Raw genomic sequence first — 19,815 nt, 5'->3', positions numbered from 1 at the left:
TATGTCAGTTACTATATCTAAAAAAATGTGCATGATTGGCGATTTTGGCGTGGGCAAAACCAGCCTGATCCGCCGTTTTGTCGATCAGAAATTCAGCGACGAGTACCTGTCCACGGTGGGAGTGAAAATTTCTCGCAAAAACATCATCTTAGGAAACACAAAACAGCGGGAAAACGTGACTGTACAGTTGCTAATTTGGGACTTAGAAGGGCATACAAAATTCAAAGGAATAGCACCGACTTACTTGCAGGGAGCTAGCGGCGTTTTAATCGTTGCCGATGTCACCCGCTCCGAAACAGTTGAGCGAATCTCCGAACACATTCAGCTTTTTTCTTCAGTCAATCCTAAAGGTTCAATTATCGTCGCTTTGAACAAAGTAGACTTGATTGACGAGGAAAAATTGCCGCTGCTAGTGGAAATATCCCATTCGATATGTCAAGACAAAGTAATAGCAGTTTACACGACATCTGCTAAAACAGGCAAAGACGTTGACGAAATTTTCTATAAACTAGCTTACACAATGATAGAACCAGTATGAACCCCATTTTAAAAAAGTTATTGGGCCCGCAACAAATAGAGTATTTTGTAGTAAATCACCATTTCATAATTCAGGAAACCTCCGCCCAAGTGCAGCATTATGCCGATACTCCGGGCGACGCAATACCCGGTGCAGATGCTCGCATAAGTTTTCCCGAACTGATTGGCATTGAAAATATCCTGATGTCTATCATTATGGGACGGCTACCGGGTTTTGAAGTCAAAGGTATCGCTCGGTTTGCCGACCCAAACCGCCCTTTATACTTTGATATGTTGGCTATCAAACATGAAGACGAACAAGAAGATGTGCCAAATAAATTGCTAATTTTGATTGAAGATACCACCGAAAAGATGGTGATGAAGCAATCGTTGATTCAGAGCGCTAATGAAGCTAATCTTTTGGTTAGTGCCTTAGCCGCTTCTAAAGATTATATAGATAAAGTTATTCGTTCGATGGGCGATGCTTTGTTGGTGACAACAACATTAGGAACTATCAAAACAATCAATCAATCGGCTCAATGGTTATTTGGGTATAGCGAAGCAGAATTGATCGGCCGCCCCCTGTCTTTAATCTTACTCGAAGAAACTTTAATTTGCCAAGGTCGCCACCGCTATATTTTGTCTCAAAAAGAGCTGCGTAGAGAACTACAAATAGCCTGCACTACTAAAGCAGGAGAAGAAATTTGGGTAGAATTTTCCTGTTCGCCAATTCAGACAGAATTAGAGGGACTTTACGATTTCATTTACATAGGCAGGGACATCACAGAACGCAAACAACAAGAAATAGAAATTCGCGGCTCTTTGGCAAAAGAGCAAGAACTCAGACAGGTAAAATCTCGTTTTTTCTCAATGATTGCTCACGAATTCGGCAATCCTCTAAGTACAGTATTATTTGCTACTAAAATCCTCCAAGACTACGGCGACGAAATCACCCACGCGGAAAAACAACAATACCTGCAACACGTTAAATCAGCATCTCAACAAATGGCTCAGCTATTAGATGACGTGCGGTTGCTAAGCAGCGCCGAAGCCGGAAAACTCGAATTTTATCCGGCACCCGTTGACTTAAAAAAATTTTGCAGCGAGTTAGTAGAATCAATTAAAATTAGTTATGGAAAAAATCATACAATTAACTTTATTTGTCAAGAATTAGTCACGCCCGCGACCAAAAATGATAACGAGTCGCAGGAAACGCAAAACTTGCCCGCACTAGATGCAAAATTGCTGCGGCACATCTTGACAAATTTGCTGTCAAATGCTGTTAAATATTCGCCGATCGACAGCAATATTTATTTTGAATTAAATTGTCAGAATAATGAAGAAGCTACATTTAAAATTAAAGACGCAGGCATTGGCATTCCTCTAGAAGACCAAGAACAACTGTTTGAATCTTATTATCGAGCCAAAAATGTCGGAAAAATACCCGGTACAGGGCTGGGTTTATCCATAGTCAAGCAGTGTGTAGACTTGCACGGAGGTCAAATCGAATTTTCCAGCGAGACAGGGTTAGGCACTACCTTTATAGTCAAAATTCCATTTTACCAACACAGATAAATAGATTAATTTTAGATAGTGCGCTACAGAGGGCGCATTCACTACTAAAAATTCAACATGGAAACCCTGTTAAAAAAGCTGTTAGTCCCCCCCCACTTGGAGTACCTAGCACTGGATAAAGACTTTTTAATCCAAGAAACCTCTATCAAAGTGCAGCGGTTTGGCGACTGTCCCGAGGAAGTAGTCGCCGGCAACGATGTCCGCATTCCCTTTCCCGAATTAGTGGGAACTGAAGAAATTTTAATCGATATTTTTGAAAGACGTTTGCCACACTTTGAATTAAAAGCAATCACGAGGCTATTAGAAAATGGATCGCGGCTTTATTTTGATATGTATATCGTCGAGTTCACCAATGACGAAAATTATCAGAGATTAATTATATTTTTTCAAGACGTAAGCGACAGAATGGCTTTAGAACAAACTCTAGTGCAAGCTACCAATGAAATGGATATTTTATTGAGTACCTTAGCGGCTACTAATAATTATGTTGAAAAAATTATTACTTCAATGGCTGAAGTTTTGTTGGTAACAACAGCCTCGGGAAAGATTAAAAAAGTCAATCAAGCGGCTCAAGATTTGTTCGGTTACAGCGAATCAGAATTAGTAGGCCAGCAAATAGACACTCTTGCTGCTGTTGGCTCCTCTTTGCAAGGAATCAGTCAAGAAGATAGTCAACAATCTCAAACTCACACCGAAGTAATTTGCCGAGGAAAAAGCGGAGAAAAGCTAACAGTTTCGTTTTCCTGTACGGCGATTTCGACTGACATTAAAGGCGTTTCTGGGTCTGGGCCCGCCCTTCAAGATTTCGTTTACATCGGCCGCGATGTCACAGATAGACAGCGCGCCCGCAAGCGACAAATAACTCAGTACGTCACCACTCGCATCCTGTCGGCATCCGAAACAATCAAAAAAGCTATAGCAGCAATTCTCCCCGTAATTTGCGACAGCTTGGGATGGGATACTGCCGAACTTTGGATGCCAGAATCTGGGGAAAAACTGCTGTCAGAAACTAAGAGAATAACTGCGGTTTCCGACCCCAATTTGCTTCGCTGCGTCGCCAGTTGGACAAAACGCTCAGTTTCTATCCCCAAATTTGCCGAATTTACCGAACAAATGACTTGTGCGTTTGGCGAAGGATTGCCCGGTTTCGTTTGGGCGAGCGGTTGCTCTCAGTGGATTGCCGATGTCACAAAAAGCGACAGTTGTATGCGCCGCGAAATCGCTGCTGAAGAAGGACTGCACGGAGCTTTGGGTTTTCCAATTTTGGGCGACTACGACCCGGAAAATTCTGCAAAGTCTGTGTTGGGGGTGATGATTTTTTTCAGCCGCGAAGTGCAGTGTTTTGATGAAGAATTGCTCCAGATAATGGCAACCATCGGCAGCCAACTCGGTCAATTTATCAAGCGCAAACAAGCGGAAATAGCTTTGCGGGAAAGCGAAGAACAACTCCGAGACTTATTTGAAAATGCTACTGACTTAATTCAAAGTATTGGAGCAGACGGTCATTTTTTGTATGTCAATCGGGCTTGGCGGGAAACTCTGGGCTACACCGAAGCAGAAATTGCTCAAATGACTGTTTTTGATATCATTCATCCGAACAGTTCCCCAGAGTCTCTGGATATATTGTCTCAAGCTATTACCGAAAAAAACCTAAATGAAAGTACATTGTATCCACCCTCCATTGAAATAATATTTATCACTAAAGAAAATAAAAAAATTTTGCTGGAAGGCAGCATAAGCTGTAAATTTGCGGCAGGTTCGCTAGTAGCGATTCGCGCTATTTTGCGAGACATTACTGCTCGAAAAATGGCCGAAGAGGCCCTAGCAAAATCTGTATCCCTGCTGCAAGCAACTTTTGATTCTACTGCTGACGGTATTTTAGCTACTGACAGGAGCGGAAAAATTGTCACTTTCAATCGAGAATTTGTGGAAATGTGGGGCATACCTAATGAAGTGATGGCACTGCGAGACGACGCCACAACGATCGCCTTTGTCCTGAACCAACTCAAAGACCCCCAAGCATTTCAAGACAGAATACAATCGCTTGACGAGCAGCCAGAAGCCGAAAGTTACGACTTGTTGGAATTTCAAGACGGCAGATTTTTTGAACGCTATTCACAACCGCAGCGGCTGGGAGATACAATTATCGGCCGAGTCTGGAGTTACCACGACATTACGGAACGCAAGCAAGCAGAATATGCCCTGCGAGAAGAGCAAGAAAAATCCGAAAAGCTGCTGTTAAATATCTTGCCCAAAGCAATAGCAGAACGCCTCAAGCAAAACGAAACTACTATTGCCGAATACTTTCCGCAAGTGACTGTTTTGTTCGCCGACATTGTGGGGTTTACTGCTTTGTCTGCCGTCATGAATCCGATCGAACTCGTGGATCTCCTAAATAAGATTTTCTCAGGATTCGACCTTTTGTGCGAACGGCACGGTTTAGAGAAAATTAAGACCATCGGCGACGCATACATGGCAGTAGGAGGACTGCCTGAACCCAGGGAAGACCACGCAGATGCGATCGCCAAAATAGCCCTAGATATGCAAGCAGAAATAGCCAGATTTAATGCTAACAATAATAAATATTTTAGCATCCGCATCGGCATTCACAGCGGCCCGGTTGTTGCCGGAGTAATTGGTATAAAGAAGTTTATTTACGATTTATGGGGCGACACGGTAAATATTGCTTCCCGCATGGAATCTCAGGGTTTGCCTTGGCGGATTCAAGTGAGCGAAACTACTTATAAATTGTTGGAAAATAAATATTTGTTTCAGGAGCGAGGAATGATTGAAGTTAAAGGCAAAGGGGGAATGAAAACTTATATTCTCCTGGGTCGAAAATCAGGCAGCTCATCAGTCATCAGTCATCTGGCTGATGACTAAAAGTGTTGCTAAAGTTAATTAGCAATACTTTGTGACCAAGACTAATGGAACTTGCTAATTTGTTGGCAAATTTACGATCGCCCGACGAAGCTGTCGATCGCCACCCTGCTACGGTTGGGTCCTCGACTTCACTCGCAGAGGCGATCGCCCTGATGCGGCGGACGAGCAACCCTTGCCCACTGCCTAATTCACCTGCATTTCCCGACTCAAACGAAACTGTAAAAGCATCTATTAGTTGCGTCTTAGTTGTCGATGAAAATCAGCTAGTCGGACTGCTAAGCCCGGAAGATGTCGTGAACTTAGCCGCCTCCGAATACGGATGGCAAGGCATGAAAGTTGCCGACGCAATGACGCGGAATTTAATTGTCTTAAAAGAATCAGAATTTATAGATCTTATTACCGCATTTAAGCTATTTTGTCAATACTCGCTCGATTGCTTGCCAATTGTAGATGAACGGGGTCAGCTCGTAGGTTTAGTCAGCGAAAAAACGATTCGGCCAGCAATGTATAGCTGGATGGAGGCACGCCACCAAGAAGCTGCAAAACTTCAGGAACAATCTGAACTGTTAGACGGTAATTGTGAACTAGAAACACGAGTCAGCGATCGCCAAAATGCCGAAAGTGCCCAGCAGAGCGAGGCGCGCTACCTGGCGATTGTGGAAGACCAAACCGAACTGATTTGCCGCTACCTCCCAGACGGTAAAATAACTTTTGTCAATCAAGCTTACTGCCGTTATTTCGGCGTGCAGCCGTTGGACTTGCTCGGCAAATGCTTCCTGTCCCTGCTGCCAGAAGCAGACCGAGAAATTTTTCAACAGCAATATACTTCTGTGTCTCCCGACAACCCTATTTTTACCTGCGAACACCGAGTAATTTTGCCCAGCGGGGAAATTCGCTGGCAGCAGTGGATCGATCGGGCGATATTCGACGAGAGCGGACAAATCGTCGAGTATCAAGCTGCAGGCCGGGATGTCACGGATCGCAAACAAGCAGAAATCGCTTTGCAGCAGCTCAATGCAGAGTTAGAACGGAGAGTGCAGCAGCGGACACAATGGTACGAAATGGCAGTATCGGCCGGCAAAGTGGGGGTTTGGGACTGGAATTTGGAAACCGACGAAATCTACATTGCTCCGTCTTTGAAAGCTTTGTTGGGCTATCAGGACGCAGAGATTCCCAACCGCATGGAAAATTGGGTGTCTCACGTTCATCCCGACGATCGAGTTGCAGTCGAGGAAGCAGTAAAGGCTTATCTAGAGGGTGTGACAGAAATTTATGAAGTAGAACACCGGATGCTGCGTAAAGACGGCAGCACCTGCTGGATACTTGCCCGCGGCAGCGCGATCCGATCGGCTTCTGGCAAGGCATTACACCTGACGGGCACTGACACCGACATTACCGATCGCAAATTGACCGAAGAAAAACTTCAAAACTCCGAAGCCGAACTGGTGGCGCTGTTTAACGCCATGACGGATATCGTGCTGGTTTTCGACGCAAGCGGCCGCTACCTCAAAATCGCCCCCACGGCTCCCGAACTGCTGTACAAACCGGCTCCTGAAGTGCTGGGCAAAACCCTCGCGGAAATCTTCCCAGAAGCGGAAGCTAATTTTGCCCTAGCCCACATTCGCCAAACATTGGCATCTGGGCAAACTCACAGAGTTGAATACAGGATGGAAATTGGCTGCAAGTTATTTTGGTTTGATGCCAGTATTTCGCCGCTGGAGTTCGATCGAGTGATGTGGGTCGCCCGAGACATTACCGCTCGCAAACAGGCAGAAGCTGCACTGCAAAAGAGCGAAGAAAAGTTTCGCAACTTATTTGACGATGCTCCGATCGCGCTTGGTTTGGCAAGCGTGCGCGACTACCGCACGATCAAAGTGAATGAAGCTCACCGCCAGATGTTGGGCTACAGCGATTCGGAGTTGGCTACCATGACTTTTACTGAACTGACGCATCCAGAAGATTTACAAGGAGATGTGGAGCAAGTCAAGCAGTTAGTCGAGGGCCATATTTCTCGCTCCCAAAGGGAAAAACGCTTGATTAAGAAGAATGGCGAGCTGATGTGGGCAAACTTGACGGTGACGCTGATCCGCGATCGCGAGGGCATTCCTCTCTACAGCATGGGGGCGATCGAAGATATCAGTTATCGTAAGCGAGCAGAAATGGAATTTCAGCAGTTAAAAGAACGCCTGCAATTTTTGCTGGGTTCTAATCCGGCGGTAATTTTTACAGCCGCACCGATGGGAGACTTTTGTACTACTTACATCAGCGACAACGTTCAGACAATCGTTGGCTACGAGCCCCAAGAATTGTTAGCAGATTGTAAATTTTGGTCGAGCAGGATTCACCCTGAAGATCGGCCACAATTTCTAGTAAATTTTTCTGATTTGTCCGAGGAAAAAAATTGTATTTGCGACTATCGTTTTCTACACCAAGACGGAATATACCGCTGGCTAAGGACGGAACTAAAACTATTGGTTGACAGCAGGGGCATTCCGATCGAAATTATTGGTTATGCCGCTGATATCAGCAATTCTAAATACGCCGAACTCGCTAGGGGGCAGCAGTTCGAGCAAGAACGGCTTGTGGAGGCGATCGCCCGTCGTGTCCGCCAGTCTTTGCAATTAGAGGAAATTCTCAACACCACGGTTGCGGAACTCCAGCAAGTATTATTAGCCGATCGAGTTTTGGTTTATCAACTTTTACCCAAAAGGGGCGGGCGAGTCATTGCTGAAGCCGTGGCAGAAGGATGCAGCCAACTCGTGGATAGATATTTTGGCGAAGAGGTTTTTCCGGCCCAAAGTTATCAGCTTTATTTGCAAGGGCGAATTTCTGCGATCTCCGAACTAGATGACCCCTGCATTACACCTTGTGTGGTGGAGTTTATGAAACAAATTCAAGTTAGGGCAAAGTTAGTAGTGCCGATTATTCAGCACAGCCAAGTTTGGGGATTGCTGATCGCCCACCAATGCGATCGCCCTCGTGATTGGCAAGAATGGGAAATCAATTTATTTCAGCAGTTGGTGAATCAATTGGCGATCGCGATTCAGCAATCTCTACTTTACCAGCAACTGCAAGCTGAACTGAGCGATCGCAAACAAGCGGAAGCAAATTTGAAAAACTCCCTCAAAGAAAAAGAAATTTTGCTCAAAGAAATTCACCACCGTGTCAAAAACAACCTCTGCGTAGTTGCCAGCCTGTTAGAATTGCAATCGAATACAGTTTCCGACCCGCAAGTCAGCAAAATGTTTGAAGAAAGTCAGAATCGCCTTTATTCTATGGCTCTGATACACGAAAAACTGTACCGCTCGACTAACCTAGCGCAAATTAATTTTGGCGAATATCTCGAAGATTTGGTAAGTAACTTGTTTCACTCTTACAATATTAGCAACAACCGAATTCAGTTGCAGGTATTAGCTGAGTCAATTTCCCTAAATCTTGAAACCGCTACTCCCTGCGGTTTAATTGCCAATGAATTGGTTTCAAATACCCTGAAACACGCTTTTCCTGATGGCACAACTGGTACAGTTAGTGTAGAATGCTATCAAACGGGCGATCGAGAAATCAACCTCTTAGTTAAGGACAACGGCATTGGCTTTCCTCAAAATTTAGATTTTCGTAAAACTCACTCGATGGGGTTTCAAGTTGTCTGCACTTTAACCGAGCAGTTAGAAGGAACTATCGAAATATCCAGAGAAGTTGGTACATCCTTTCACTTAAAATTTAACGAGTTAAACTACTTTCAAAGATTGTAAAAATATGAGTTATGCCGAAAAACCAATTAATATTTTGATTGTCGAAGACGAACTGTTAATTGCTAAAAATTTATCTCCTAAATTAGAAAAATTGGGATATCAAATCGCCGATATCGTTTCTTCAGGAGCGGATGCAATCCAACGCGCCCGCGAACTAAGACCCGATTTAATTTTAATGGATATAGTTATTAAAGGCGACATTGACGGTATAGAAACAGCAGCAATAATTAATCAAGAATTAGATATACCAATTATCTATACAACTGCCTATGCTGACGACGAAACTTTGCAGCGAGCCGAAAATACTGGTTCTTACGGCTACCTGCTCAAACCTTTTAAAGAAAGAGAAATGCACGCTACTATCAAGATAGCACTCAGCAAACATCAAGAAGCAGTTAGTCTGAAAAAAATAATGGCGTTAGCCGCCGAAAAAAGCGAAAATAGATCGCGCTTTATTTCAATGGCTTACCACGATTTAAACACTCCTTTAACTACCATACAGTTATCTGCTGAAATGCTAGAAGATAGCGAACTGCAGAGAACCCTCGGAACTACCAATAAAAATGTCGATCGGATTAAAAGAGCGGTCAGTAATATGAGCGGGCTGCTGGAAGATATTTTAATGCTTAGCAAAGCAGAATCCGGGAAAATTTCCTTAAATTTAAATCCTATCAATGCGACGGATTTATGCAATTCTATTTTAGAAGAACTGCAACCTATCGTCACCGAAAAACACCTAGTACATTTCCGCAGTCACACAAATCCGCTGTACGCCAATCTCGATGCAAAACTACTGCACCACCTTCTGACTAATTTGCTTTCAAACGCCATTAAATATTCTCCAAACGGCGGCAAGGTCAGTTTAGACTTAAGCTGCGAAAACCAACAAATAATTTTGTGCGTTCGAGATGAGGGAATTGGAATGACACCAGAATATCAAGGAAAACTATTTCAGCAGTTTGAACGGGGTGCTAATGTAGGCAAGATTAAAGGATCGGGTTTGGGACTCTGCATTGTCAAACACATAGTTGACCTGCACGGCGGTACAATAAGTGTGGAAAGTGCGATCGGCAAAGGTACTACATTTATTGTCGCGCTGCCTTTTTTAGTTAGTAGTCAGTAGTCATCTATCCTTCTTCCTTCTTCCTTATTCCTTCTTCCTGACATCCGTTACATCCGTTACAGAATCCGTTGCCGAACTTCCTTCTGCGATAAATCGATGGGGAGATAAAAGCTCGATCGCCCTCTCTTCTTCTCCCCCCGCCGCATTCGCAAATCGCTCAGCCAAAGCAGGTACAATCACCAAAGGATTGCTGAGACCAGAAAAAACGTGCAATCCAGGGCGATCGGCAATCGGGCCCACTACAGGCAAATTATCAGCGCTAAATGCCACAATACACTCGTGCCAAGTTGCGGGTAAACCTGCCAAATCGGGCAAAACCTTGCCAATTCCTGCACGAATTGCCGTTTCGCTGGTTTCGCGATCGACTTTAGCATTCAAATCGCTCAAAGTGCGCGACAATTGCCCGATCCGCAAACTCCCATCCTTAAACCCAATTGCACCCGAATCTAAAATCGGCGACTGTAACTCTTTACCCGGTTCATCCCAAAGAAAATCCACCTCAATTCTACTCGATTCAGCTTCCAATTCAAAACGTTTTAATACCGCAGGCATCACCAAAGTCCTGAGTTTCAAATCCACAGGTGCAGTTTCCAAAATCTCCGTGCGAGTAAAATAAACTCCCACAGAAACACCAGCGGCTTTCAGCAAACTCCGACTCCAACCTCCAGCACAAACCACAGTATTTTCACAACGATAAATTCCCTGCGCCGTCTTGACTCCCGAAATCCGATTTCCCTCTTCTATAAACCCAATTACTTCAGCAAATTCTATCGTTCCTCCCAACCGCAGAAACCCTTGACAATAAGCTTTATTTGTGGCTGTCGGCGAAATGTGACCGTGACGCACAGTCAGAGATCCGGCGATCGCACTTTTATTTAGCAAAGGTTCCAACTCGCCAGCTTCTGCAACGCTCAAAAGCTGCGGAACAATCGCAAAATGCGCGTAATTAGACGCCACTTTTTCGGCATCATTGCCCGCATCAATTGTCAGCAACAAATCCAACTCGCGAAACTCAGTATCAGCATCTAATTCCGCCGATAAATGGCGGTGGCGTTCGATACCTTCCCGACACAATTGCCGAGTTAAATCAGTCGTTCCCGACCAATAAGCCAAGCCGCCGTAACTAAAACGAGTAGCATTTTGCAGGGTAGCATCTCGTTCCAAAAGCAGCACAGCAAAACCTTTTTTGGCCAGTTCGTAACTCAGTGATGCACCCGTAATGCCACCGCCGACAACAATCCAATCGTAACTTTTCATGGGAAACTCAAAGGGAAGGAAAATATCATGCTTAGATTTTAGCTTAGGTTTTTTCGGAACCAATCGAAAAACCTCTACCTACAGGAAGAGGCTGCCTGCGATCGCCATAACTAAAAGTTCCACCCCTCGGGAGATGTTTGTGCAGGGAGATTTTTCGTTCAATAGTAGGAATTAGAGTCAGCAAAAAATTAGAAATACCAGAGAGGTTTTTATGAGTATCGACAAACCAGGCAAAGATATGGAGCGCACGGTCAATCCGGGCGATCGCATTTCCGACGAACCGCAAACCCTCGAAGAAAAAGCCCAGCAACTGGCGGTAGACCACGTGCCCGACATCACGGGCGATGTTGTTACAGTTCCAACTTATGTGATGGTAGAAGAAGCCGATGGGGAAAAGAAAGCCCTGCACCACGTCAAAGACGCCGATGAAATTTCCGACGTAATTCGCCAGGCCCGCGTTGACGAAAATGGCGAGCGGATTTGGGATTAAGTTCAATCGAATAAAAACGGCTTTGTTGTACAAAAGTTATCGTAGAAATCATGGAAACAAATCCCAGAAATAGTACGCCCTATCCCAATCTTCCGCCGATTCTCGAAAGTCTCGATACAGAGTATCGCGACGCCGGCATTACGAGTACGCTTTCAGTTGCAGGCCATCCCATCCACCCCATCATCGTCATCTTTCCGGTAGCCTTTTTAGTAGGAGCCGCCGGCACCGACATAGGTTATTGGCTGACAAGCGATCCGTTTTGGGCGAGAGCTTCGGTTTGGCTGATGGGTGTCGGTTTTGCTGCGGGGATTTTGGCCGCAATCACGGGCTTTTTAGATTTTTTCAAAGTTAAAAGAGTGCGCGAGCGCAGTGCCGGTTGGTTGCACATGGGCGGCAATGTGGCGGTTATGGTACTTACCCTGATTAACCTGGTGTTGCGACAAGGAAATCCGGCTGAGCCGATCGTATATACAGGTTTAGCAATATCGATCGTCGTTGCAGCTTTGCTGGGCATTACAGGCTGGTTCGGCGGCGAACTAAGTTTTCGCCATAAAATCGGCGTCATCGGCCCTACCAGTCATAATTCCTAGGTTTCTGACCATTTGTAGTAGGGACTTCCGTCCCTCTTCATTTGACACTTTAGGACTAAAGTCTTGACTACAAACTTAAAGATTTTCCCAGCCAATTGAGATAAGCATCGCTGCCAGCGATAATAGGAAGAGCAATAATTTCGGGAACTTCATAGGAATGGAGTTCCTGAACTTTTGTTTTTAAAGCCTCAAATTTAGCCATATCAGTTTTAATCACCAACTGCCACTCTGACTCGGCATGAATCTCGCCTTGCCAAGTATAAATAGAGCGAATTGGCGATAAACTCACACAAGCAGCCAGCTTGTGTTCAACTAAAGATTTAGCGAGATTCTCCGCCTCCGCCTCCGATGCCGCAGTTACCAGCACCACCCCAAAATTAACAGTCATAGCGATTTTAGATTTGAGATTAAAGAATTGATTTCAACAGAAAACCTTGAGCGTAATTCTTTGTAGCTACAGGGCAATGCCTTGTCAGGCGCGGATATCTACCACTTTTAATAATTCTAGTTACCGGATTTAATCGAGCGTGTCGCATCTAAATTTTACAGTCAAGTTGGAAGAAATTATTGTGGGGAGTAGGGGTTGGGCGGGATGCCCGCCCAAAAATCCAATTCAGATACGCAATTACCAATTCCGCACTTCCAAATTCCCCCTTTCCCATTACCCATTTTTAATTTCCCTAACTTCCCAAGAATTGACTCTGCCAGCCCCAGCTAAAGAAAAATAGCGCCTAGTAGATTCCGGCAAAATAGCTCCCGCCAACAAAGCATTATCTAAATTAGCTCCTATTAACGTCGCCTCGCTCAAATCTGCTGACATCAAATCTGCTTGACACAGCTTTGCCCAATTCAGATTTGCTCCTCTCAAACAACTTCCCCTCAACTTAGCCCCGGTTAAGTTTGCACCCGCCAACTTCACCCCAGGCAACTGAGCCGCGCTGAAATTCGCCCCCGCCAAATTCGAGCCTTCCAAATTAGCTCCCATTAGTTTAGCTTCACTCACGTTGACACCGCTCAAATCTGCACCGCACAGATTCACCCCTGTCAAGTGCGCTCGCCGCAAACTGACTCCGGTTAATTGAGCTCCAAAAAGTTTTGCACTATTGAGCTTTGCACCGTAAAGGTTGGCCCACTTAAAATTAGCTGCCATCAGATTCGCGCCCAGCAAGTTAACTAATTGCAAGTCGGCGCTGCACAAATTGGCATTCCACAACACAGCACCGCGCAGGTTGGCACCAGTTAAAGTTGCGCCACTTAACTTTGCTCTCGGCAATTTTGCTTTTACCAAAAAAGCTCCACTCAAATTAGCTTTTGTCAAATCTGCACCTGAGAGCTGGGTTTCACCCATTTTGGCAAAACTCAGATTTGTTCTGTGCAGCAGTGCACCTTTGAGTGCTGCTTTGGTGAGAAACGCCCTGCTGAGGTTCGCCCCGGAAAGATTAGCTCGCGAAAGGTTGACTCCGATTAAGATTGCTCCGCTGAGGTTTTTCCCGCTGAGGTCGGCTCCAGTAAAGTCTCTTTCTCCTTTTTCGTAATTGTTTAGCAGTTCACTAACTTCCATAGGGCATCATACCTTCTATGATTGGGGGGTTTCGATCCAGAAATCTTTACTGTTAAGGTTGTTTCAGAAAGGAAACTGTTTCAGAAAGGAAACTGTTTTAGCGTTTGCCTCAAACGGTATAAATTTCATTAACATGACTTCCTGTTTAAAGGCAATCTCTTAATAAAGATTTTATATGTTCCACGCGGTAGCGATCGCCCTTTCGGTATTTTTGAATTAAAAGTTAATGTTTTGTGACATAGATAGTCCTTGCTTAACGATCGACCGTTATTCGCAACTTCAGGCGCAGCGTGCCCTTGAATCCTGCGGGAGGTTGCCAGGAACTCAAGACACTCTTGAGACTCTCTACGGCGTCTGTTGCTTGCATCGTCGAGGTTTGAGGGTCGATCGCCACTCGGGCAACGCGGCCTTCTTGTACCGATAACTCCCACACCGTTTCACCCCTAACCCCCGCCGGGAGATTAACAGATTGCAGGTATTGAGTCAAAGCGGCGAGTGCCCCGGCATCTAACCCTTCGGCGCTAACTACTTGGAGGCGAGAAACCTTTGGCTGCGAGGGTTGCAACTGACCGTAACCGGGCTGCCGCGGCATAGCAGGAGCTGGACTCACGGGTGCCGAGTTGCGATTCGAGGTAACGCTGCGAGTGCCGCCCCTAGTTGGCTCTGCCCCCTCCCACTGGAAAATACCTTCATAGCTGACACCCTGCGGCAATTCCACAGGCACTTGCACTCGACGACGAGTTCCATCTGCTTCGACTCGCACTTCTTCGCTCACAGCCACAAAAGCTGTGTATTCCGACAGCAACCGATAAGTCAGAGCAGTATTAGTCACAGCTTCCACCAGAGATTTAGTCTCACCACCAAACATTTGATTCATTAAATCTTTAATGCGCGATCGCCCCCAAAGTTGAGCTACCGCCGGATTGCCAAAATCCGTAGCGCCTGCTGCGACTGAAGTTGACTCCCGCTGCCGCCCGCCGGATGGAGCAAAATTAACAGGTAAAACTTGCTCGTAAGCTTTGCCACCTGCAAGAGTGCCGCGAATGCGAAGTTGGCCGTTAGTTCGATCTGTCTTTTTGCCAAACAAAACCAGCGGCCCACTGGCAAACAAGTCTGGGGGTGCGATCGGATAAATCTGCGGTTTTTCCCCCATTCCTTCCCAACTAATTTGAATATTAGTCAATACCGGACTATTAATTTCACGAAAAAACTTTTCTGCCGCTTCTGCCGACGGTTCATCTTGACGAATTACCTGAGAAGTGCCTCTTCCCACTTCCGCCAAACGGTTAATCAAAAACCGATTCACCGAACCGCCGACCCCAAAACTATAAAGTCGATTTCCCGGTTTCAGACTCTGTTGAACCCGCCCTAGCACTTCATTTTCATTACCAATGTAACCGTCAGTAATTAATACAATACTCCGCAGCCTTCCCGTTGCCGGAGCCGGAAAATTCATCACTGCTTGAATGCCGTTAAGCAATTCACTGCCACCGTTAGCCTGCAACTTTTCGATATAATTAATTGCTTTTTGCCGATTTTCTGGAGTATTTGCTAAAGGAGTTGTTGAAAGCGCTGTCGCAGTATTGGCAAAATCAATAATAGTAAAAGTATCGTTGGGATTCAGCCCTTGAATGAAGCGGCGCATCAACTCCTTTGATTTTGCCAGCGGTTCGCCCTGCTGAGAACCGGAAGTATCCATCAGAAACACGACATCTTTGGGTACAATTTCATTAGTTTTGTAGTTTAATGCCGGAATCAAATAAGTAGCAAAATGACCGCCCCGCTTGTCGGATTGAGTCAAAATAGTTGCCCGAGTATTTTCGCCCGCCACCCGATAGCGCAGAATTAAATCTTTATTGGGAATTGTGTCAGAATTGGCTAATTGGACTTGTACAATATTGCCGCTGCGGTCAGTTGTAATTTGATGCGAAGTAGAGCGGACATCGCCGATCGCAACTCCGGCATCTATTTCTACCGAAACAGCGATATTGTGACCCGATCGTGTTCCCGGAGGCAAAACAGGCGGGTTAATGCGATCGGCACCAGAACTATCGCCCCTCCTTGCTAAGGGGGGGATCGTATTTCCCGAAATATAGCGCGGCCCTACCACCATTGGAAACACAAATTCATAATCGCCGCCGGCAAACTTGAGACTTTCCGTGTAGCGAATCGTAACTTCAATTTTTTCTCCCGGTTTGATATTAGCGAGAGACTGAGTAAAAATATTGGATCGTTCTTGTTCCAACAAACCCGCACTCCGGCCTTGCTTTCTGGCTTGTTCGTAAATTTCCAAAGCTTCCTCGCGCAGTTTGATATCAGCTTTAATAGTGCGTGAGCCTATTTTAATTTCCATATCGTCCACCGCCGCTTCGTCGGGCAAAGGAAATATATAAACAGCTTCTATAGATTCAGGAAAAGGATTTTCAAACTTCTGAACAACTTCGACGCGGGAGATATTGCCAGCTATTTTGGCTTTAACTTCAGTCTGCTTGAGAGGAAAGACTTGTTCTGAGGTCGTATTTGGAGTTTTGACGAACAAACCGCCGACTGGACACCGATTTTGTGCAGCTCGCGACCCATTGCAATTAACATCGTTACTAGCGAGGATTTTCGGCGACACAGACGAATAATTTTCCCCAGGAGCTTTTGCCCGCGCCGTATTTGGAGCGAGCCACGCGCCACACTCGATGGCTGCGAGCAATGCGATACCAGCAGAAAGCAACCGTTGAGGGGAGAGAACGCAGACAAACTTCATAGCTGTTTTTTTTTAGCAGACTTGAGGTGCTTTGTTTACCATGACTTTACGCTTCGCGAAACGTTCCTGAGTTAGCTTTCTGGGAAAAATGACTGAGCGCGTAGGGCTGATTTTAGATTTTAGATTTTATTTTAGATTTTAGATTGACTCGCCTAGGGGCGGACTGGGCGCTGGAACTTTTGTCGAAGCCAGGATTGCTCAGGGCGACTGCTGTCGGCCGCTCGATCCGTATTTGGGTGAGGTCGGTTGGGGCGATCGTCGGCGAACCCAACCTAGAAGATTGTATGATAGTTAAATAATTAAATAACTCTAACCTCAACCTCTCAAGCTCTAATAAATTGAAATTGCCATGAATTTTATTAACCCCAAAACCGACTTTGCCTTTAAAAAAATATTCGGATCTGCTGAGAGCAAAGACATTTTGATTAGTTTTTTGAATGCCATGCTCTACGAAGCACAGCCAGTCATCGAAGATTTAGAAATTATCGATCCCTATTTAGCTCCCAAAATCAAAGGAGTCAAAGATACTTACTTGGATGTCAAAGCTAAGATTGATGGTAACAAAACGGTCATTATTGAAATGCAAGTATTGAATGTAGAGTCCTTCGAGAAGCGGATTTTATACAATGCCACTAAAGCTTATTCAATGCAACTAACCACAGGAAGCCGTTACAGCTTGTTAAACCCTGTGATTGCTCGGACGATTACCGATTTTCAAATGTTTGAGCATTTGGAAACAGTGATTTCGCGCTTTGTTTTCAAAGAAAAAACTTTTTTAACCGACTATCTAGCTGATGAATTTGAACTTGTGTTTGTTGAGTTGCCCAAATTTGACAAGACATTACAGGAGTTAGAAACCCTGACAGATAAGTGGATATATTTCATGAAAACTGCTCAAATTTTACGGTCGGTTCCCGAAGAGTTGGGAAATGTGCCGGAACTGCGGCAGGCTTTTGCAATTGCGAATGAAGCGAATCTCGATCCTGATGAATTGGAAGATTTAGAAAGGCGAGAAATTTTTATTCAAGACCAGCGCGGTGCAATTACCAAAGCTACCAGAATCGGGAGAGAACAAGGCATCGAACAAGGTATCGAACAAGGCATCAAACAAGGAAAGTTCGAGTTAGTTGTGCGGCTGTTGGAGCGCCGTGTCGGGGCGTTGTCGTCGGAGATTCAAACTCGCATCAGTCAGTTATCCGCTGAGCAATTAGAGAATTTAGGAGAGGCCGTCTTAGAGTTGGCCAGTGTGTCAGATTTGACAGATCGGTTACAGAGATATTTTTGAGGAAGGGAAAAGAAGTCTTGGTGAAGGTGGTTTTCTCAAAAGATCGATCGCCCTTGACTGGTATCCGCCCAAAGCGAACTGATGAACAATCAACAGTTTTGAAATTGGCCTACGAACTCAAAACCCCCGCAAACCGCCCGATCGAGCAAATGGGCTACTCGTCGTATCCCCAGCCGTATTTGAGAAATGGTCAAACACTGCTGGACAATTTTTGATTTTAGCTCTTAGAGTTGAGTGTTACCTTCTTAAATGAGAAAGATCTAAAGTCGAAAATCCTATGAGCAAATTTGTGTTTGTGACCGGCGGCGTGGTTTCCAGCATCGGCAAGGGAATTGTCGCTGCTTCCTTGGGCCGCCTATTGAAGTCGCGGGACTATTCGGTCTCGATTTTGAAACTAGACCCCTATATTAACGTTGACCCCGGCACTCTCAGCCCGTTTCAGCACGGAGAAGTCTTCGTGACGGAAGACGGTGCGGAAACTGACCTGGATTTGGGGCACTACGAGCGTTTTACCGATACTTCCATGTCACGCCTCAACAGCGTCACCACGGGTTCCATTTATCAAGCGGTGATCAACAAAGAACGCCGCGGCGAGTATCAGGGGAGTACGGTGCAGGTGATTCCGCACATCACTAACGAGATTAAAGAGCGAATTCACCGAGTAGCAAAAAATACTAATCCCGATGTCGTGATTACGGAAATCGGCGGAACGGTGGGAGATATTGAATCTTTGCCGTTTTTGGAGGCAATTCGGCAGTTTCGCAAGGATGTCGGCCGCCAAAATGTTGTGTATATGCACGTCACGCTGATACCTTGGATTCCTTCGGCTGGGGAGATGAAAACTAAACCGACTCAGCATTCGGTGAAGGAATTGCGGTCGATCGGCATTCAACCAGATATTTTAGTCTGTCGGTGCGATCGCCCGCTGTCTTTGGGCATGAAACAGAAATTGTCGGAATTCTGCAACGTGCCCGAAGAATGTGTCATCACCGCTCAAGATGCCAAAAGTATCTACGAAGTGCCGCTGATGATGGAACAGGAAGGTTTAGCGGAACAAAGCATCAATTTGCTGCAACTCGAACCGCGCCGCCCCGATTTGACTCAGTGGCAAACCTTAGTCAAGCGGCTTTACAATCCTAACCACAAGATTGATATTGCTTTGGTGGGCAAATACGTGCGGTTGAACGATGCTTATCTTTCGGTGGTCGAAGCTTTGCGGCACGCAGCAATCTCGATCGGCTGCGACCTGAATTTGCACTGGATTAACTCAGAAGATTTAGAATCGGGCAACATCGAAAGTTATCTCAAAGATATCAAGGGCATTCTTGTGCCCGGAGGTTTTGGGGTTCGGGGAGTAGACGGCAAAATAGCGGCGATCGAATATGCCAAACACCATAAAATACCCTTTTTGGGATTGTGTTTGGGGATGCAGTGTGCTGTGATTGAATGGGCGCGCAACATCGCCCAACTAGAGGATGCCAACAGCGCTGAATTTAACCCAGATACCGCAAATCCGGTAATTAATTTATTGCCAGAACAGCTAGATGTAGTTGATTTGGGCGGTACAATGCGGCTGGGATTATATCCGTGCCGTGTCAACCCAGACACCCTCGCTTTCAAACTTTATCAAAAAGAAGTGATTTACGAGCGGCACCGCCACCGGTACGAATTTAACAACGCCTACCGCAATCTTTTCTTAGAATCAGGTTATGCAGTCTCCGGGACATCTCCCGACGGCCGATTGGTAGAAATGATCGAATTGCCCAACCATCCCTTTTTCATAGCCTGTCAATTTCACCCCGAATTCCAATCTCGACCTAGCGCCCCCCACCCCTTGTTTCAGGGGTTTATCGAGGCGGCGAGCGTGCAGGGAAATCAGGATTTTTTAGATGCTCAGGGGCGCGACTTGGTGGCAGGGAAACTTGCAGGAAACTGATCTCATATCATGTTCGATCGATTAGTTCTGATATATTAGATGTCTGTAGGGGCGGGTGAGAGTACACCATATTCAAATCAGGCAGACAATGG

15 protein-coding genes are annotated in these 19,815 nt (G+C 45.5%); 11 read left to right on the top strand and 4 right to left on the bottom strand.

Going from position 1 to position 19,815, the window contains the following annotated elements:
* Position 1: 1 nt before the first annotated feature.
* The 5 genes from QUA47_RS14175 to QUA47_RS14155 are packed head-to-tail and all read left to right on the top strand — an operon-like array spanning position 2 to position 9,849.
* On the top strand, positions 2-538 hold the full coding sequence (locus QUA47_RS14175; protein ID WP_190658867.1) for a Rab family GTPase: 537 nt from the start codon (positions 2-4) through the stop codon (positions 536-538).
* Entirely contained in the window at positions 535-2,091 is a 1,557-nt protein-coding gene (locus QUA47_RS14170; RefSeq protein WP_333431207.1) for a PAS domain-containing sensor histidine kinase, read from the top strand. The genes QUA47_RS14175 and QUA47_RS14170 overlap by 4 nt, the downstream gene beginning before the upstream one ends.
* A 57-nt stretch (positions 2,092-2,148) precedes the next feature.
* Complete coding sequence (locus tag QUA47_RS14165) at positions 2,149-4,974, top strand: adenylate/guanylate cyclase domain-containing protein (protein WP_333431206.1); 2,826 nt, start codon at positions 2,149-2,151, stop codon at positions 4,972-4,974.
* 44 nt (positions 4,975-5,018) lie between these two features.
* Positions 5,019-8,726 (top strand): PAS domain S-box protein, encoded by a 3,708-nt coding sequence (locus QUA47_RS14160; RefSeq protein WP_333431205.1) that lies wholly within the window; start codon positions 5,019-5,021, stop codon positions 8,724-8,726.
* A gap of 4 nt (positions 8,727-8,730) precedes the next feature.
* Complete coding sequence (locus QUA47_RS14155; protein ID WP_333431204.1) at positions 8,731-9,849, top strand: ATP-binding protein; 1,119 nt, start codon at positions 8,731-8,733, stop codon at positions 9,847-9,849.
* 24 nt (positions 9,850-9,873) lie between these two features.
* On the opposite strand, the gene QUA47_RS14150 is transcribed toward QUA47_RS14155, so the two are convergent.
* On the bottom strand, positions 9,874-11,106 hold the full coding sequence (locus tag QUA47_RS14150; RefSeq protein WP_333431203.1) for an FAD-binding oxidoreductase: 1,233 nt from the start codon (positions 11,104-11,106) through the stop codon (positions 9,874-9,876).
* A 211-nt stretch (positions 11,107-11,317) separates the two neighbouring features.
* Here QUA47_RS14150 and QUA47_RS14145 point away from each other — a divergent pair, with 211 nt between their 5' ends.
* On the top strand, positions 11,318-11,596 hold the full coding sequence (locus QUA47_RS14145) for a hypothetical protein (RefSeq protein ID WP_006635678.1): 279 nt from the start codon (positions 11,318-11,320) through the stop codon (positions 11,594-11,596).
* A 50-nt stretch (positions 11,597-11,646) separates the two neighbouring features.
* Positions 11,647-12,186, top strand: coding sequence for a DUF2231 domain-containing protein (locus tag QUA47_RS14140; protein WP_333282501.1), 540 nt, complete (start codon positions 11,647-11,649; stop codon positions 12,184-12,186).
* A 67-nt stretch (positions 12,187-12,253) separates the two neighbouring features.
* On the opposite strand, the gene cutA is transcribed toward QUA47_RS14140, so the two are convergent.
* From cutA to QUA47_RS14125, 3 genes are all read right to left on the bottom strand, one after another.
* The gene (cutA, locus tag QUA47_RS14135) at positions 12,254-12,574 is read right to left on the bottom strand and encodes a divalent-cation tolerance protein CutA (RefSeq protein ID WP_333431202.1); all 321 of its coding nucleotides are present in this window, start codon (positions 12,572-12,574) and stop codon (positions 12,254-12,256) included.
* A gap of 273 nt (positions 12,575-12,847) precedes the next feature.
* Positions 12,848-13,747 (bottom strand): pentapeptide repeat-containing protein, encoded by a 900-nt coding sequence (locus QUA47_RS14130; RefSeq protein WP_333431201.1) that lies wholly within the window; start codon positions 13,745-13,747, stop codon positions 12,848-12,850.
* 253 nt (positions 13,748-14,000) lie between these two features.
* Complete coding sequence (locus QUA47_RS14125) at positions 14,001-16,502, bottom strand: VIT domain-containing protein (RefSeq protein ID WP_333431200.1); 2,502 nt, start codon at positions 16,500-16,502, stop codon at positions 14,001-14,003.
* Positions 16,503-16,645: 143 nt separating this feature from the next.
* On the opposite strand from QUA47_RS14125, the gene QUA47_RS14120 reads away from it, so the two are divergent.
* The 4 genes from QUA47_RS14120 (at position 16,646) to QUA47_RS14105 (ending at position 19,723) form a co-directional block, all read left to right on the top strand.
* Complete coding sequence (locus QUA47_RS14120) at positions 16,646-16,801, top strand: hypothetical protein (RefSeq protein WP_333431199.1); 156 nt, start codon at positions 16,646-16,648, stop codon at positions 16,799-16,801.
* A 50-nt stretch (positions 16,802-16,851) separates the two neighbouring features.
* Positions 16,852-17,787: an Rpn family recombination-promoting nuclease/putative transposase gene (locus QUA47_RS14115; RefSeq protein WP_333431198.1), complete on the top strand. Its 936-nt coding sequence runs from the start codon at positions 16,852-16,854 to the stop codon at positions 17,785-17,787.
* Positions 17,788-17,813: 26 nt separating this feature from the next.
* Positions 17,814-18,002, top strand: a complete 189-nt coding sequence (locus QUA47_RS14110) for a hypothetical protein (RefSeq protein ID WP_333431197.1) — start codon at positions 17,814-17,816, stop codon at positions 18,000-18,002.
* 62 nt (positions 18,003-18,064) lie between these two features.
* On the top strand, positions 18,065-19,723 hold the full coding sequence (locus QUA47_RS14105) for a CTP synthase (protein WP_333218613.1): 1,659 nt from the start codon (positions 18,065-18,067) through the stop codon (positions 19,721-19,723).
* Positions 19,724-19,815 lie beyond the last annotated feature (92 nt).

This window comes from Microcoleus sp. MON2_D5 (assembly GCF_036701905.1).
Taxonomy (GTDB): Bacteria; Cyanobacteriota; Cyanobacteriia; order Cyanobacteriales; family Microcoleaceae; genus Microcoleus.
Note: the sequence above shows the minus strand (reverse complement) of the source record. Positions and strands in the feature narration are given on the sequence as shown.

Bases quoted from the DNA above. Each gene is read 5' to 3' on its own strand.
- QUA47_RS14160 (WP_333431205.1), top strand. From the start codon at position 5,019: ATGGAACTTGCTAATTTGTTGGCAAATTTACGATCGCCCGACGAAGCT.
- QUA47_RS14165 (WP_333431206.1), top strand. From the start codon at position 2,149: ATGGAAACCCTGTTAAAAAAGCTGTTAGTCCCCCCCCACTTGGAGTAC.
- QUA47_RS14115 (WP_333431198.1), top strand. From the start codon at position 16,852: ATGAATTTTATTAACCCCAAAACCGACTTTGCCTTTAAAAAAATATTC.
- QUA47_RS14130 (WP_333431201.1), bottom strand. From the start codon at position 13,747: ATGGAAGTTAGTGAACTGCTAAACAATTACGAAAAAGGAGAAAGAGAC.
- QUA47_RS14140 (WP_333282501.1), top strand. From the start codon at position 11,647: ATGGAAACAAATCCCAGAAATAGTACGCCCTATCCCAATCTTCCGCCG.
- QUA47_RS14145 (WP_006635678.1), top strand. From the start codon at position 11,318: ATGAGTATCGACAAACCAGGCAAAGATATGGAGCGCACGGTCAATCCG.
- QUA47_RS14155 (WP_333431204.1), top strand. From the start codon at position 8,731: ATGAGTTATGCCGAAAAACCAATTAATATTTTGATTGTCGAAGACGAA.
- QUA47_RS14150 (WP_333431203.1), bottom strand. From the start codon at position 11,106: ATGAAAAGTTACGATTGGATTGTTGTCGGCGGTGGCATTACGGGTGCA.
- QUA47_RS14125 (WP_333431200.1), bottom strand. From the start codon at position 16,502: ATGAAGTTTGTCTGCGTTCTCTCCCCTCAACGGTTGCTTTCTGCTGGT.
- QUA47_RS14175 (WP_190658867.1), top strand. From the start codon at position 2: ATGTCAGTTACTATATCTAAAAAAATGTGCATGATTGGCGATTTTGGC.
- QUA47_RS14170 (WP_333431207.1), top strand. From the start codon at position 535: ATGAACCCCATTTTAAAAAAGTTATTGGGCCCGCAACAAATAGAGTAT.
- cutA (WP_333431202.1), bottom strand. From the start codon at position 12,574: ATGACTGTTAATTTTGGGGTGGTGCTGGTAACTGCGGCATCGGAGGCG.
- QUA47_RS14105 (WP_333218613.1), top strand. From the start codon at position 18,065: ATGAGCAAATTTGTGTTTGTGACCGGCGGCGTGGTTTCCAGCATCGGC.